Origin of the sequence: Rhodococcus sp. ACPA1, from assembly GCF_002300195.1 — a bacterium.
In the GTDB taxonomy this organism is placed as follows: Bacteria; Actinomycetota; Actinomycetes; order Mycobacteriales; family Mycobacteriaceae; genus Rhodococcus_F; species Rhodococcus_F opacus.
This window is the reverse complement of the sequence record NZ_NSDX01000008.1, coordinates 502,470-517,438: the sequence shown is the minus strand read 5'-3', so window position 1 is coordinate 517,438 and position 14,969 is coordinate 502,470. Positions and strand designations below refer to the sequence as shown.

The window sequence follows — 14,969 nt, the reverse complement described above, 5'->3', positions numbered from 1 at the left end:
TGCAAATTTTCTAAAGTACATACATTGGTGTCATGAGCGGCGGAATTCGTCTCTCGGATCCGGAAAGAGAAGTGGGCGGTGACGAACAATCACGACGGTGGCGTCAGCGGGCCGCCCGACGGGCCCGGGATGGCGTTGACGGGAATCGCTGTCGCGGTGCTCGCCGTGTCCGCCACGCGCTCACCCAGCACGGGGGCGATGCGGACGCGGACCCCGTGGGCCGCGATGGAGGATTACGCGGCCCTCATCCGGGAGCAGACTCCGATGCGCGCGCTCTGCGTTCCGGTGACCACGGGCGACCCGCACGTGCTGACCGAGCGCATCCTGGGTCTCCCGAAAGGGGTGTCCGCGGTGTTCGTGGTCGGTATGGGGCACCGGGAGTCCGCGGCGGTGCAACGTGAGGTGACCGAGCGCGGCGGGCCCGTGATCCTCACCGAACTGGACGTGCTGACAGCGGCGGCGGCGGCCGCGACGATCACCACCCTGCGCCGACGCAGCGTCCCCCCACGCGCCGGCCGGGTCGTCATCACCGGCGCGTCGTGGGCGCCGCTGCTGGCACCGGTGTTGATCGCCTCGGGGGTCGGGGATCTGAGCAGCTGGCACGAGCGTGATGCCGAGGCGTTCCCGCTGCGCCGATTGATGGAACACAACGATGTCCTGATCGATCTCGCCGGCTGCGCCCCGGATGGTGCGGCGCCCGGGCGCACGGTGACGGTCCCCGCCGACGGCTTCGCCTACGGCGCGCTGGTGCTGCCCGGGCTGCTCGCCGCACTGTGTGGGCACGAGGTGCGGACCTTGTCTGTCGAGGTGATGTCCGCATGCGTGCGGGCGCTGGCGCTGATCACCCCCGCCGACCAGATGCTGCCGTCCGTCGATGACCGGCTGCTGGTGTCCGCCATCGCCCGCCACGTGAGCCGGGCCCTGGGCCATCCCGTCCCGTATCGCGATCACCATCGGTGATCGAACGCACGGCGCCAGCAAGCAGCACATTCTATCGAGTTCTTGTGAGGAGAACACCCGTGAGCACCCCCACCGCCGCCGCCCCGACTTCACATCCCGCGGTCGTGTCCTGGGTCGAAGACGTCGCCGACCTCACCGCACCGGATGAGGTGGTGTGGTGCGATGGCAGCGCCGGCGAGTGGGACCGGCTGACCACACAATTGGTGGACAAGGGCACCTTCGTGCGACTGGATCGCAAACCGAACTCCTTCTGGTGCGTCTCCGACCCCGACGACGTCGCCCGGGTCGAGGACCGCACCTTCATCTGTTCCCGGTTCCAGGCCGACGCGGGTCCGACGAACAACTGGATGGACCCGGTCGATATGAAGACGGTGATGACCGAGCACTTCCGCGGGGCGATGGCCGGGCGGACGATGTACGTCATCGCGTTCTGTATGGGCCCCCTCGATGCGGCCGAGCCGAAGTTCGGGGTCCAGATCACCGACTCGGAATACGTGGCGGTATCGATGCAGATCATGACCCGCTCCGGCGCCCCGGTCTGGGACAGGCTCATCGCGGGCACCGAGTTCGTCCGATGCCTGCATTCGGTCGGCGCCCCGCTGTACCCGGGGCAGGCCGACGTGCCGTGGCCGTGCGATCACACCAAATATATTTCCCACTTTCCGGAGGAGCGCACCATCTGGAGTTACGGCTCGGGTTACGGCGGCAACGCCCTGCTCGGCAAGAAGTGCTACTCGCTGCGGATCGCGTCGAAGATGGCGAAGGACGAGGGCTGGCTTGCCGAGCACATGCTGATCCTCAAACTCACCTCACCCGAGCAGCGAGTGCACTACGTCGCCGCGGCGTTCCCGTCGGCCTGCGGCAAGACCAACCTCGCGATGCTCGACCCCACCCTCGACGGATGGACGGCCGAAACGATCGGCGACGACATCGCCTGGCTGCGGTTCGGTGACGACGGCCGGCTCTATGCGGTCAACCCGGAGGCCGGGTTCTTCGGCGTCGCCCCCGGCACCGGCGTCCACACCAACCCGCACGCCATGGCCACCATCGCGCGGGGCAACTCGATCTTCACCAACGTCGCCCGCACCGACGACGGCGATATCTGGTGGGAAGGGCTGACCGACACGCCGCCGCCGCACCTGACGGACTGGAAACGACGGGACTGGACCCCGACCTCCGGGGAGCCTGCCGCGCACCCGAACTCCCGGTACTGCACCCCGATCGCCCAGTGCCCGACCGTCGCCCCCGAATGGAACGATCCGGCCGGGGTGCCGATCTCGGCGATCTTCTTCGGCGGCCGCCGCGCCACCACCATCCCACTGGTCACCGAATCGCGCAGCTGGCAGCACGGGGTGTTCCTGGCCTCGACCCTGTCGTCGGAAACCACGGCCGCCGCGGCCGGGCGGGTCGGCGTCGTGCGCCGCGACCCGATGGCGATGCTGCCATTCCTCGGCTACCACGTCGGGGACTACTTCCAGCACTGGCTCGACATCGGCACCCGGACGCACGCCGGGTTGTTGCCGAAGATCTTCTACGTCAACTGGTTCCGCCGCGGCGATGACGACGAATTTCTCTGGCCGGGCTTCGGGGAGAATTCCCGGATCCTCGAGTGGGCGCTGCGGCGGATCGAGGGCACCGCCGAAGCCGACGAGACCCCGATCGGCCTGGTGCCCACCCCGGGCGACCTCGACCTGACGGGCTTGAAGTTCGACCACGCCAAGATCGCCGCCGCGCTACGGGTAGACCCCACGGATTGGATCACCGAACTTCGGCTGATCGACGAGTGGTTCGCCACCATCGGCGGCAACAGACTGCCCGACGTCCTGCGCGAGGAACTCGCCGCCCTCCGGCAGCGCCTCGCCGCGGCCGCGTCCGGCTACGCCGCCACCATCGATCCCCGGCGCGACCCCGTGCTCAGGGGCGGGGAATCCCGGTGGGCGCAGCCCCGCTTCTGACGGCCGCCGCAACGGTGGAGCGCGTCACGGTCGTCGGGCGAGCGGGGTCGGCCCGAACGCGGGCCGGGTACGGGCGCAAACCGTTGTCCTGTGCCGGCGACGACCAGGCCGCCGCGCTCACATACCGGGCAGCGCTGATCACGGCACCGCAGGGCAGTGATCGAGGTTACCCGCCTCACTCAACTTTCCATGATGACTACTTGCTAACATTAGCAATTATAGAACAGATGGTCCGCTGGCCGTCACTACCGAGGAACGTCGATGACCGAACCAACCCGCACCGGCCCGGCCGACGCGGCCGAGAGCACCGTCGTGCGGGCGGTGCGGTCGGTGGCCGCGCTGCTGCCGCGCTGGGGTGAGTGGAAACCCGCGGCCGGTGCCCCGGGCGCGGACCTGCTCGCCGGGCTGATCGTCGCGCTGGTGGCCCTGCCGCTGGCGTTGGGGTTCGGCATCAGTTCCGGCCTCGGCGCCGCCGCCGGGCTGACCACCGCCGTCATCGCCGGGGCGGTGGCGGCCGTGTTCGGCGGGTCCCGGTTCCAGGTGTCGGGCCCGACCGGTGCGATGACCGTCGTGCTGGTGCCGATCGTCGGCCAGTACGGCCCGACCGGGGTCCTCGCGGTCGGGCTGATCGCCGGACTGGTGCTGGTCGTTCTGGCGTTCGCCGGTGTGGGCCGGGCCGTGCGCTATATGCCGGCGCCGGTGATCGAGGGGTTCACCGCCGGGATCGCCGTGGTGATCGCCCTGCAACAGTTTCCCGCCGCGCTGGGCATCACCGGCGCCGAGGGGGAGAAGGTGTGGCAGAGCGCCGCCGACGCCGTCCACCAGTTCGTGCAAGAGCCCTCCCTGCTGACCCCGGCGACCGCGCTGGCGGTGGCCGTGGTCATTCTCGTCGGCGGCCGCTACCTCCCGAGGGTCCCGTTCTCCCTGATCGCGGTCGCCGCCGCCACCCTGATCGCGCAACTCTTTCACCTCGACATCGCCCGGATCGGCGCCATTCCGGCCGGGTTCGCCGCGCCGACCCTGAGTTTTCTGCACGTTGGTGAGCTGACCTCGCTGATCGCCCCGGCACTCGCGGTCGCCGCGCTGGCGGCACTCGAGTCGCTGCTGTCGGCGACCGCCGCTGACTCGATGGCGGTGGGAGCCCGCCACAACCCGGACCGGGAACTGTTCGGGCAGGGGCTGGCGAACATCGCCGCCCCCCTGTTCGGTGGGGTGCCGGCCACCGGGGCGATCGCCCGCACCGCCGTGGGCGTCCGCTCCGGTGCCCGCACCCGGCTCGCCGCCCTCACCCACGCGGTGATCCTGGCGGCGATCGTGTATCTGGCGGCGGGGCTCGTCGCGCAGATTCCGCTCGCCGCCCTGGCGGGGGTGCTGCTGGCGACCACGGTGCGGATGGTCGAGACCGCGTCGATCCTGGCCATCACCCGGGCCACCCGCGCCGATGCGGTCGTGATGGTGGCCACCTTCCTGGTGACCGTCGTCTTCGACCTGGTCACCGCGGTCGCCGTCGGGGTCGGGTTCGCCGCCATCCTCGCGCTCCGCGCGGTCGCCAAGTCCGCCCGCATCGAACAGGTCCCGCTCGACACCGACGACCACCTCGCAGAGGAACACGACCTGCTCGGCGAGCACATCGTCGCGTACCGGATCGACGGCGCCCTGTTCTTCGCCGCCGCGCACCGGTTCCTGCTCGAACTCGCCGACGTCTCCGACGTGAAGGTGGTGATCCTGCGGATGTCGCGGATCACCACGATCGACGCCACCGGTGCGATCGTCCTCAAGGACGTCATCACCAAACTCGAGCACCGGCACATCACCGTCCTGATCTCCGGAGCCAAACCCGAACATCTCCGGCCGCTCGAGGCCCTCGGGGTGTTCACCACCACCGACAGCGAAGACCGCCACCTCTTCGACACCACCCCGCGCGCCATCGCCTACGCCCGCATGCTCGTCCTACCCGAACACCACTTCACCTCCACCACGAACGAGGACCGACCATGACCGAGAACACCGCACACAACACCACCCGCACACCCACCGCCACAACACCCGAACCCACTGCGCGGCAACGCCTCGGCTACGTCCTGGGCAGAACCCTGCCCACCCAGCTGCACCCCTGGGTCATCGCGGACACCACCGGCCCCGGCGCCACCCGCCGCTACGCCACCCGCTGCCTCATCCCGCTGATCCCTATCCTCGCCGGGCTCCTACTCATCCCCGGCCCCTGGATCATCCGCACCGGCATGGTGCTGCTGCTGTTCCTGCCGTTCGTGTACTTCCTTCTCGCCCTGAAGAACATCTACCTCCGCCACCGCCTGGTCAGCCACGGCCTCGACCCCCGCCGCCTCAACGCCACCAAACAACGCCGACTCGACCAGGAGCAGGCCTCCTACGAATCCCGCTACCGATCCGCCCCCTGATCCTGCAACACCCCGGTGCAGCCCAGAACCCGGGGTGACACCCGTTCACTACCAACCAATTAATTGCTAATATTCGTAAGTAGAGAAACTGGAAGTGACGGTGAACTGGGATGGGGTCATGCGCCTCCCGGATCGAGCAACGGGGAACCGGGGCTCGGCGAAACCACCCAGGCTGGGCCGGCGCGCATACGGTGGTGGCGCCCCATCCGTCCGGCAATGTGCCCGATCACCGGCCACGCCCGCGAGGAAGGATCGTCATGCCACATTTCCGATACGTCGGCACCCACGAAAGAATCCATCTCGGCGCCGCGACCCGGATGATCAACTACGGCGACATCGTCGCGGCCCGAACCAATCCCGACCCGCGCTACTTCGAGCTGGTGGAACCGGACCAGATCACGCAACGGTTGAGCCGCCGAACCGTGGGAGCGCCCGAACGCGAATAAGTCCGCACACATGCCCCTCGAGCCGATGGCTTCCGCGCATTCCCGTGCCCGACCCCCGTGCTCCCGGCGCGTCGACGTCGGAACCCACCCATTTCTCGCCGACATCGCCGACCGCAGAAACCAGCCACCAACCCCACAGAAGCCAGGACCCGATGACAACCCGCACCATCCACGCCACCGACCTGCAGTGGCACACACTCGCCCTCTGGATCCTCGAGTGGGAAGACGTCGACAACCCCGAACCGACCCTGAGCGAGTGGAGCACCGAACTCGCCGCCGCTGCCACTGGGATCGACCGCCGAATCAGCTGGAACCCCACCCAGAACACCGCCACCGCCCCCGAGGACGTCGACCTGCCCCAGATCGAACACACCCTCCGCGGCGCCGTACGCCGCCTCGCCCGCGGCTAACCCGCGCTTAACCCAGGGGCGAACAGACCGGCCCTCCCAGCGTGCCCCGTCGAGGCGACCCTGTGAGCGGCAACCCAGTCAGCACACTCGACGTCATTGGCGCGCCGCACCGTCGCACACCGTCTGGGGTGCGAACTCGTGTCGGCCATTCCCCGAAAGCGCTGCGAGCCAATACAAATACCCCGTTGGTGGTTACAGCCCGCGAGATAGGGCACCATCGCCGGCGAGAGCCGACCGGGTCCAGCACGGTTGCACCGATACGAGACCCGCCGCGCCGCGTCTGTTCCTGCATCAATACCCGCTACTGAGGTGACGGCGCCTACTGGTCACCTCCACCAATCCCGCCTGCGATGCGGGACAACGATGTCGTCGAAAGCCGTAGTGTCGTCGGCTTCCCACCGGCGACGGCCCTCCGCGAGGATGCGCGCGGTACGGCGACGCTCACGACGCAGATCACGAGCATGACCCTCACCGTCGTGGCACAGCGAACACGAGCAAATCCCGGTGCCCGTGTACGCGAAAACCCAGAAGCACTTCGTCGCCAGCAACCAGGCCCGACCTCCCTGAAACCGCTCAGGGAGGTCGCAGACGTCATGGCAGTCAACGTGCCACGGTTCAACAGAAAGTTTGCCACTACGAAGACGAACCCAAACAGGAGAATGTGCATCGGTACGGGACAAAGCGGTGCCTTCCAGCGCTCATGCGCCCCGGCCCGCTACCCCCGAATGAGGACGGACCGGGGCGGCGATAGGAGCACCGCATCCCTCGCCCGCCGAAGCGGGCGTCGCCATCCACAAGAACTCATACCGCCCATTCTGACACCCACCTACGACAGACCCAAGCAGGCCGCACCCACCCGCCATCGCGGCACAGCACCAGCAGCCTCCGCCTCAGGCTGCACCCAATCCATGCGGGGCATGCTGGGTGTTGTTGCGGCGCCGATGGGGATCATCGTCTCCGCGATCGCCCGTTCCCCATGTTCGCGTACCTGTGAACTGCCAACACGGCCAACGCCTTTCCGGCCGAAATCCGAGCTAACCCATACCACCCACCGCCGTCCCCGGCCCACAAGTGAACTGCATCGCGACCGCCACAGATCTGGTGCTCCATCGCCTCAGCCACGTCCGATCTCACGGTGATCGTTCGACACTGTTCAGCTCATCGAGAACCTCATCAACCGCGGTCGTCGGGATGCGGAAGTCTTCACCCTGCGACACGCGGAGACAGTCGCGTACGTGGGCGAGCATGGCGAGTTCACGCTCGAGGTCTGCTGCGGTTCGATCACCCACCGTCTCATCCTGCCCTGAAGTGGGCGGACATCAGCGCGAGCCGCTCGACACACACCAGAGGCACCGTCAGTGCGGCGCAGCATCCTGGTCACGGGGAGGGATGTGGCGTTCGAGCAACTCCGCTTCGATGGTGACCTCCACGGTGCCGAACAGGGGATCACCCTCCATGGCGGCACGGGCGACAGCCCAACCGAGACGTTCGATGAGGTCGACATACAGCGGATCCGTCATGTGCCAAGTCTGCTGTACACCCGCACCACCGCGCTCATCCGTGCGCGACGTGTCCAGCAGGGATGACACGCACTCTGCCGATCTCATCGGATCGAATACAAGACATGTGCCGGTGAAGTGACCTCCCCATGGACAGCTGCCAAGCCTTCCCATGGACAGCTGCCAGGCTGTCCTTCCTGCACGGCTGCGGCGCCGGCAACGTCCAGCCGGTACCCCGGCGTTCACTGGGTCCCCCGTCCTCCAACATGTCCGCACTTCCCGCGTATCCCGCATTACCCGTACAATAAGGCCGGAGGAGGTGCACCATGCCCGGGACACGACGACACACACCGCACACCACCCCCTATGTGCGGGCACCACGCCACCTCGCCGGTCGCCGCCACCGCGCCGGTGGCTGGAAGGTGACCGTCGCCGAGGACGGCGGCGCCCTCGCGTGGTCGCGGGTCACCGAACTCACCATCACCACCCCGGCACCGCGGTCACCGGCACGGGTCGTTCAGACCAAGGTGGAGGCACTCGAGATCGCCGCGCAGATCCTGCGGGAAGAGCAGTCCGCCCCGAACACCCCCGCTGATTCCTTGCCGGTGTCCGCGCCTGCCGGTCACCTCGCGAGCGTCCCCGACGACGAATGGGGGCCGGCACCGACCCCCGCGCAGACCGTCACGCTGGAGGAGGAGAACCTGCAGTTGCAGGTCGATCAACGGCGCGCGCAACTCGCCGCCTCCTTCACCCGCACCCAGGTCGCGGACATCCTCGGCGTCTCCCGGCAGACGGTGTCCGACATGGCCGCCGACGGACGGCTCATCGGACTCAAGGACGGGCGGGAATGGCGGTTCCCGACCTGGCAGTTCACCCCCGACCGGGCCGATCCCGTCCTGCCCGACCTCGACCGCCTCACCCGCGCATTCCCCGGCGGTGAAGTCAGCCTCTCGCGGTGGATGACCCGCCCCAACACCACCTTCGCCGGCCGCACCCCCGCCCAGGAAATGGCCCGCGACAGCGACCACGTCATCACCGTCGCGACCGGCCTGACCGCCGCCGGATGGTAAAGCCCCTCCCCGCCCCGGTCCGGCCACTGCCCTCGGCGGATCACCGCTGGACCTGGACACCCACCGACCCCACCAACGCGCCGTGGTTCCGGATCTACCACCGGGATCGGTTCACCCCGAACGGGATCACCTTCCGCCGATTCGGGCCACTGGCCCGCTTCGACCACCACACCCCCACCCCACCCGCCATGGACCCGAACGGGCGGGCGGTGCTGTACCTGGCTGTGGACCTCGCCACCAGCGCCTGCGAGGTGTTCGGTGAGGCCGGGGTCGCCGCCCTGTGCCCGCACTGGCGGATCACCCAGGTCCGCCCGGTCCGCGACATCGTCACCTATGACCTCACCACCCCCGGAGCAGCCCTGGCGATCGGGGCGCTGCCCGCCCTCGCCGCCGGCAACGAACACCGCGGCCTCACCCAACAATGGGCGAGGGCGATCTTCGAAGACCAACCTGCCGCAACGAAAGTCGACGGCATCCGCTACCGCACCGCCTACAACGACGACCACGCCCTCGCGCTCTGGGACTGCGACAATGCCATCACCGTCGCCCACGACCGCACCGGGCAACCGTTGGACCTCCCCCTGACCCACCCCCGCATCCACCCGCGGCTCCTCGCCGCCCTGATCCCCCGGCACATCACCGTCACCCACACCGACGAAACCCACTGCCCCAACTGCCAACGCGCAGCCGCACCCTAACCACGGGCGACGACGGCACCGGCAGCATCGCATCGCCACGATGGCGCACGCAGGACGCCAGGTTCGGTGAGTTCCGTGACCACCGCGATTGCGGCGCGAGACCGAGGTCGTCGCAGCTGCCCGCGTCGGCGCGATGTCGTGCCCCCCAGGGTGCCGATCTCGATGACATCGGTGGGTTGAGGGGTTGCTCCGGGTGTTGGGCGGCGTCGCATAGGAGACCCCCGAGAAATTCCTTGGCGGCGATGTCGAGAACCTGGCACCGGCTCCGTCCCTGCACTGAACGCGACCACAATGGTCCGCACCACCGAGGAGACACCATGGCCAAGTACCTGCTGCTCAAGCACTACCGCGGCGCCCCAACTCCGGTCAACGACGTTCCGATGGACCAGTGGAGCCCGGAGGAAATTTCCGCCCACATCCAGTACATGCAGGACTTCGCCGACCGCCTCGAATGCACCGGCGAGTTCGTCGACGGGCAAGCGCTCTCCCCCGACGGACTGTTCGTCCGCTACGACGGCGAAGGCCGCCCACCGGTCACCGACGGCCCCTTCCCCGAAACCAAGGACCTCATCGCCGGCTGGATGATCATCGACGTCCACACCCACCGGCGGGCGCTCGAGCTGGCCGGCGAGCTGTCGGCCGCCCCCGGAGCCGGCGGGAAACCCATCCACGAATGGCTCGAGGTACGCCCGTTCCTGACCGAACCGCCCACCATCACCGAATAACCCCTAAAGGCGAACGACGCACCCCGGCCCGCCACGACAAGGGGCTCACCGTTCCTCGGCCGGCGCGGAGACGACCTCGGCGGGCGGTCGAGGAAGCCGATGAGTCGGGCCGCGGTCACCCGGTGCCGGTACCTGCGGCCGGGGCCGGGACCCGGGTCAGCAACCGAGCCAACGCCACGGTGGCCGTCAGCACGGCGGCCACCACCTCGACGACGCACACGAACGTCGCAGGGACGGTGGAATACCCGAACAGCCCAGCCGCGCCCACACCCGCGGTAGTCGCCGCCAGCGCACCGACCGGCAGCAACACCGCCAGCATCCGCACGGTCCCCGCGCGCCGATCATCACCCGCCGATGCCAACACCCACCACACACCCAGCAGCGCGCACCCGTACGCCAGCACTCCGCTGCCGGCATAGACCACCAACACCGATGCCCACTCCACCGCGATGCCCACAGTGGCCGTGAACACGACATACAGCAACACCAGCATCGGCGACAACCCCACGGTGACACCAACCAGGGCCGCGGCGACGGTCCGGCCCAGCAGGAACGTGCGCCGACCGCGGCGTTCCTCCTCACTCGCCGTATCCCGCACCACCCGCCACCCGGACAGCCACAGCACCATCCCGCAACCGGCCCCGGCCACCGCGGCGCCGACGAGCACGATCGCCACCACAATCGACGGATCGGTCCACCCCGGCTGGAACGACGACGCCACCGTGTACGGCCGCGCGGGAATCGACGCGAACACCATCACCGCCACCAGCCCGACGACCACACCCACAACCCCGAAGATCCCGCTCTGTCTCCCCACCCACACATCGTGTCACCGACAGATGCTCAAATGGCGGCAACCGCGGCCACCGGTAGTTCCCCAGAGCGGGGATCGACGATCACCTCGTCAGTTGTCCGAGACGACCCGGCGACCCGTCATCGTGCGCGAAGTCCTCTATGTGCCGGCACCCGGTCACACCCACCGCGGCATACAAGTCTCCCGCCGCACCCGAAGAACCATGCACATCACGATCAGGGGTGCCCTGGACCGGAACACCTGTGCCCCATCAACTCCCGCGCCGGTCACGTCAGGTGCCGCCGGGATAACCTCAACCCAGAGCCGCCACAGCGGTGTCGAACAACCACTCAGCGCAGGACCCCGATGATCGGGATTCCCACAGGCTCATAGCCCTTCGCGCCAGGATGGCCATCAGTGCATGTCACAACTCACGCGACCGGAACCTGTTCCTGAGCGTCATGGAAGGCCCGCTCGAGTTCAGCCGGAATCCGGCCACGTAAGGACACCTCCAAACCCTCCCCGATCGCCCACCGGCGAATCTCCCTGGACGTCCTCCTCGCCGAAGTCTTACTCACCGAAGCACTCTGCACCGAAGCCTTCTCCGCAGGCGACTTCGCGGACGCCTTCGTCGCAGGGGCCTTGCTCGCCACCGTCTTCTTCACCGGACCCGTCGACGCGGACGTCTTGCTGACCGCTTTCGTCGCGGAAGCTTTCCTGGCCTTCGCAGTTTTTGTCCGAACCTTCGCTGCCTGAGAGTCGTGGAAGGCCCGCTCGATCTCAGCGGGAATCCTGCCGCGGAAGGACACAACGTGACCCTCTCGGATCGCCCACTGACGTATCTCCGTGGTCGTCGTCTTCGCTGGAGCCGTACTCACCGGCGCACTCTTCACTCGAGCCGTCGACGCGGATGTCTTGTTCGCGGCCGTCTTCGTCGCGGATTCCTTCCTTACCGGCGTCTTCTGTTCAGGCGCCTTCTTCTTGCGCTTCTGCTCCGCCGGAGCGGTGGTCGCCGCCTGCTTGACCGGAGCCGCCGCCTTCTTCGTAGCTGTCTTTTCTGCGGCCGTCTTCTTTACCGGCGCTGGTTCGACCTGAGCCTTCTTCGCGTGAGCGTCGTGGAAGGCCCGCTCGATCTCGGCCGAAATCCGGCCACGCAGGGACACCTCCAAATCCTCCCCGACCGCCCACTCACGAATCTCCCAGGACGACCGCTTCGCCGGAACCTTGCTCGCCGCACCCTTCGCCGGAGCCTTCGCAGTGATCTGCTTCTCCGCGGCCGCCTTCGCCGTGACCGGCGGCTTCTTTACGACGGTCTTCTTTACGGCCGTCTTCGTCGCGGCCGTCTTCTTCACGGAAGCCGGTTCGACCTGAGCCTTCTTTGCGTGAGCGGCATAGAAGGCTCGTTCGATCTCGGCCGAAATCCGGCCACGGGAGGACACCTCCAAACCCTCCCCGATCGCCCACTCACGAATTTCCCCGGACGACTTCTTCGCCGACGCCTTACTCACGACCGTCCTCGCCACTGGCGACTTCGTCGCGGCCGCCTTCTTCACCGAAGCGGTCTCCGTCTGAGCCTTCTTCGCGTGAGCGTCGTGGAAGGCTTGCTCGATCTCGGCCGAAATCCGGCCACGGGAGGACACCTCCAAACCCTCCCCGACCGCCCACTTACGAATCTGCTTGGTCGTGTTCTTCGCCGAACCGTCAGAACCCTTCGGTGATACCGTCATGTGTCTCCTTCGTCGCCGGGCAATCGTCGAACGCACACAGTAACGGCAGGCGAGCACTCCCGGTAATCAAAAGGCTCACCCGTACCGCCAATTCACGTGCCCAACCCATCACCGATCTCGGCAGGCCGACACGATTCCTCCCGGAGTTCCCAACTCATTCCGCATCGAGTTTCACGCAGAACTAGAGCGAATCATCCTGGCGGTCAGTGCCGTTGGCGGGACACAGTGACGATGGGCGACTTCGAGATTTCCGCCTCAGAACCGACTGTAGCCGGTGGTGGACCGAGTCACTTTGATCCGAGTAATGTCGAGCCGTATCGATCAGGGAGAAACGCGTAAATGTGTGGGTCTCGGGGACGAGCCTGACGGATAGCCATCCAATTGCGAGCCAAATTCGCGGTGGCCAATCAGCCGTTCGGGAAGTCGGCCAACTCCCGATACTTCTCGAAGGCCGCTTCCTGGTAGCCGTTGTTGTACAAGATCTGCGACATCTGCTCGAAGAGCATGCCCGCCCGCTCCACGGCGTGAAAGACTTCTTCACCGAGCATCATGGCGTCTCCCACGCCGCGGACACCGACGAAGACGTCCCAGAGTTGCTGGCCGGGCTGTTGTCGTGGGCTGGGATGTTCTTGGTGAAAGCGGACTGCATTCTCCGATGCGAGTGTGGGGTCGAGGATCTGCCACCGGCCTATCTCGCCGAGAACGGGTGCGATCACTTGGTCGAGTGCGGACACATAGTCGGCGGCCTCACCCTCCGTGGCATAAATCTGGAATCCGAATTCGAGAACGTCGGCTTCGTCGAAGGGATCCGGCGGGTCCGGAGGTGTGTCCCACACCGTGCCTGCGTAGACGTCGGTGCCTCCTACGGTCCCGAGATCCGACGCAGTTGTCTCGACCAAGCACAGCATGGGGTGCCCATAGAGAGCCGCCAGGCGTGCCTGCCGTGCGCAGATCTCCAGGATCTTCCGGCCTGTGCGATGGTCGATCTGCAGCAGCACGTCGAAGTCCGCGATCGCGAGGACGGTGCCCGCCGTCGCAGGGTCGCTGCCGTAGCTGAAGGTCGCGACATCGCTGAGGACGTCGCCGAACGCATCGAGGTTCTTTCCGTAGTAGTCCGGGAACGACATCGATGCCGCGAACGCGGTGTGCATGTCCTCAACGCAGGCCCATTCCTGAGCGTCGACCTCATGCACCAGGTAGCCGAGGTCTGTGAGTCGCGTGCACGCGCTATCGAGCTGGAACCGAGCGGCGTACCGGAACACGAACCCTGTCTGCAGGAGCGTCCAGTCGAACCGTTGCCGCTGGTCATCGAACAGTTCCCGCTCAGTCGGATCGAACACCACGGTGCGCACCATCTATCGAGCGTATGCGTATCCGACTGCAACCGATCGATTCGGTGACCGGTCAGCGATCCCGATTGAGACGCACGAAGGGCAGTTGCTGCTCAACCGGCGCTGCCTCTGCGATAACGGATATGGGTGGCTAGCGGTGAGTGGAGCACCTCGACGGGCTCGAAGCCGAACGTCTCAACGCCATCGAACATGCGCTCGCCGCCGCCGAGTAGGACGGGTGCGATGTCGAGGGTGAGTTCATCGATCACGCCGGCATTGAGTGCCTGTCGGACTGTCGAAGCGCCACCGGCGATGTCCACACCCTTGCCGTCGGCCGCTTCGAGCGCCCGCGGGTAGGCGGCGTCGAACCCCTCGGTGACGAAGTGGAAGGTGGTCCCGCCCTCCATCTCGATCGGTTCGCGTGCGTGGTGAGTGAGCACGAAGACCGGGGCGTGGTAGGGCGGCTCGGATCCCCACCATCCGTCCCACGCCTCGTTCCACTCACCGCGGATCGGCCCGAACATGTTGCGACCCATGACGTAGGCGCCGCGAGGGCGCATGAGCCATCCATTGGCTGTCCTGTCGGCTTCGGTCGCGCGCGGGTCACCGATATGCCAGCCGTGCAGCTCGCCGCCGCGCTTGCCCAGCGGATTGTCCCGACTCTGCTCGGGTCCGGCGACGAAGCCGTCGAGCGAGATCGACATGTGGCAGGTGGTGTCGGACATCAGCATCTCCCAGGAAGCAGTTCGCGTGTGGTAGGCGTCACCGTAACAAGTGGTGGCGGGTCGCAAGTGCCATACACGGGACGGTGAGACCGAAAGCTGGACAGCCGCGCCCGGGGTGCGCGATCAACGCCGCCGTCGAGGTGATCGGCGACCGCTGGTCACTTCTCGTTCAGCGCGATCGGATGAATCGCCGCAGGATCAACGGCAGGCGTG

The 14,969-nt window shown here is 67.2% G+C and carries 15 protein-coding genes; 9 read left to right on the top strand and 6 right to left on the bottom strand.

Annotated elements, in window-relative coordinates:
• Positions 1-78 precede the first annotated feature (78 nt).
• The 6 genes from CJ177_RS35405 (at position 79) to CJ177_RS35380 (ending at position 6,188) form a co-directional block, all read left to right on the top strand.
• Positions 79-960: a hypothetical protein gene (locus CJ177_RS35405; RefSeq protein ID WP_095869912.1), complete on the top strand. Its 882-nt coding sequence runs from the start codon at positions 79-81 to the stop codon at positions 958-960.
• 59 nt (positions 961-1,019) lie between these two features.
• Entirely contained in the window at positions 1,020-2,915 is a 1,896-nt protein-coding gene (locus CJ177_RS35400) for a phosphoenolpyruvate carboxykinase (GTP) (RefSeq protein WP_095869911.1), read from the top strand.
• A 261-nt stretch (positions 2,916-3,176) separates the two neighbouring features.
• Positions 3,177-4,913 (top strand): SulP family inorganic anion transporter, encoded by a 1,737-nt coding sequence (locus CJ177_RS35395; RefSeq protein ID WP_095869910.1) that lies wholly within the window; start codon positions 3,177-3,179, stop codon positions 4,911-4,913.
• Complete coding sequence (locus tag CJ177_RS35390; protein WP_095869909.1) at positions 4,910-5,332, top strand: DUF5313 family protein; 423 nt, start codon at positions 4,910-4,912, stop codon at positions 5,330-5,332. Before CJ177_RS35395 ends, CJ177_RS35390 begins: the two co-directional genes overlap by 4 nt.
• Positions 5,333-5,589: 257 nt before the next feature.
• Positions 5,590-5,778 (top strand): hypothetical protein, encoded by a 189-nt coding sequence (locus tag CJ177_RS35385; protein ID WP_005263719.1) that lies wholly within the window; start codon positions 5,590-5,592, stop codon positions 5,776-5,778.
• Between the two features lie 152 nt (positions 5,779-5,930).
• Complete coding sequence (locus CJ177_RS35380; protein ID WP_005568784.1) at positions 5,931-6,188, top strand: hypothetical protein; 258 nt, start codon at positions 5,931-5,933, stop codon at positions 6,186-6,188.
• A gap of 1,130 nt (positions 6,189-7,318) precedes the next feature.
• Here CJ177_RS35380 and CJ177_RS47655 read toward each other — a convergent pair.
• Both CJ177_RS47655 and CJ177_RS47650 read right to left on the bottom strand, forming a co-directional pair.
• Positions 7,319-7,477, bottom strand: a complete 159-nt coding sequence (locus CJ177_RS47655; protein WP_166680743.1) for a hypothetical protein — start codon at positions 7,475-7,477, stop codon at positions 7,319-7,321.
• Between the two features lie 66 nt (positions 7,478-7,543).
• The gene (locus CJ177_RS47650) at positions 7,544-7,708 is read right to left on the bottom strand and encodes a hypothetical protein (RefSeq protein ID WP_166680744.1); all 165 of its coding nucleotides are present in this window, start codon (positions 7,706-7,708) and stop codon (positions 7,544-7,546) included.
• Between the two features lie 305 nt (positions 7,709-8,013).
• Here CJ177_RS47650 and CJ177_RS35375 point away from each other — a divergent pair, with 305 nt between their 5' ends.
• The 3 genes from CJ177_RS35375 (at position 8,014) to CJ177_RS35365 (ending at position 10,180) form a co-directional block, all read left to right on the top strand.
• The gene (locus CJ177_RS35375; protein ID WP_095869908.1) at positions 8,014-8,757 is read left to right on the top strand and encodes a helix-turn-helix domain-containing protein; all 744 of its coding nucleotides are present in this window, start codon (positions 8,014-8,016) and stop codon (positions 8,755-8,757) included.
• Positions 8,751-9,455 carry an RES family NAD+ phosphorylase gene (locus tag CJ177_RS35370; protein WP_095869907.1) on the top strand — a complete coding sequence of 235 codons (705 nt, stop codon included), beginning with the start codon at positions 8,751-8,753 and terminating at the stop codon, positions 9,453-9,455. The genes CJ177_RS35375 and CJ177_RS35370 overlap by 7 nt, the downstream gene beginning before the upstream one ends.
• Before the next feature lie 317 nt (positions 9,456-9,772).
• Positions 9,773-10,180, top strand: a complete 408-nt coding sequence (locus CJ177_RS35365; RefSeq protein WP_095869906.1) for a YciI family protein — start codon at positions 9,773-9,775, stop codon at positions 10,178-10,180.
• Positions 10,181-10,295: 115 nt separating this feature from the next.
• Here the strand turns inward: CJ177_RS35365 and CJ177_RS35360 are convergent, their stop codons facing one another.
• The 4 genes from CJ177_RS35360 to CJ177_RS35345 form a co-directional block, all read right to left on the bottom strand.
• Positions 10,296-10,997 carry a hypothetical protein gene (locus tag CJ177_RS35360; protein WP_095869905.1) on the bottom strand — a complete coding sequence of 234 codons (702 nt, stop codon included), beginning with the start codon at positions 10,995-10,997 and terminating at the stop codon, positions 10,296-10,298.
• A 407-nt stretch (positions 10,998-11,404) separates the two neighbouring features.
• Entirely contained in the window at positions 11,405-12,700 is a 1,296-nt protein-coding gene (locus tag CJ177_RS35355; RefSeq protein ID WP_257014833.1) for a histone-like nucleoid-structuring protein Lsr2, read from the bottom strand.
• A 407-nt stretch (positions 12,701-13,107) separates the two neighbouring features.
• Positions 13,108-14,040 carry a barstar family protein gene (locus CJ177_RS35350; RefSeq protein ID WP_257014832.1) on the bottom strand — a complete coding sequence of 311 codons (933 nt, stop codon included), beginning with the start codon at positions 14,038-14,040 and terminating at the stop codon, positions 13,108-13,110.
• Positions 14,041-14,144: 104 nt separating this feature from the next.
• Positions 14,145-14,756, bottom strand: a complete 612-nt coding sequence (locus CJ177_RS35345) for a dihydrofolate reductase family protein (protein ID WP_095870007.1) — start codon at positions 14,754-14,756, stop codon at positions 14,145-14,147.
• Between the last annotated feature and the right edge of the window lie 213 nt (positions 14,757-14,969).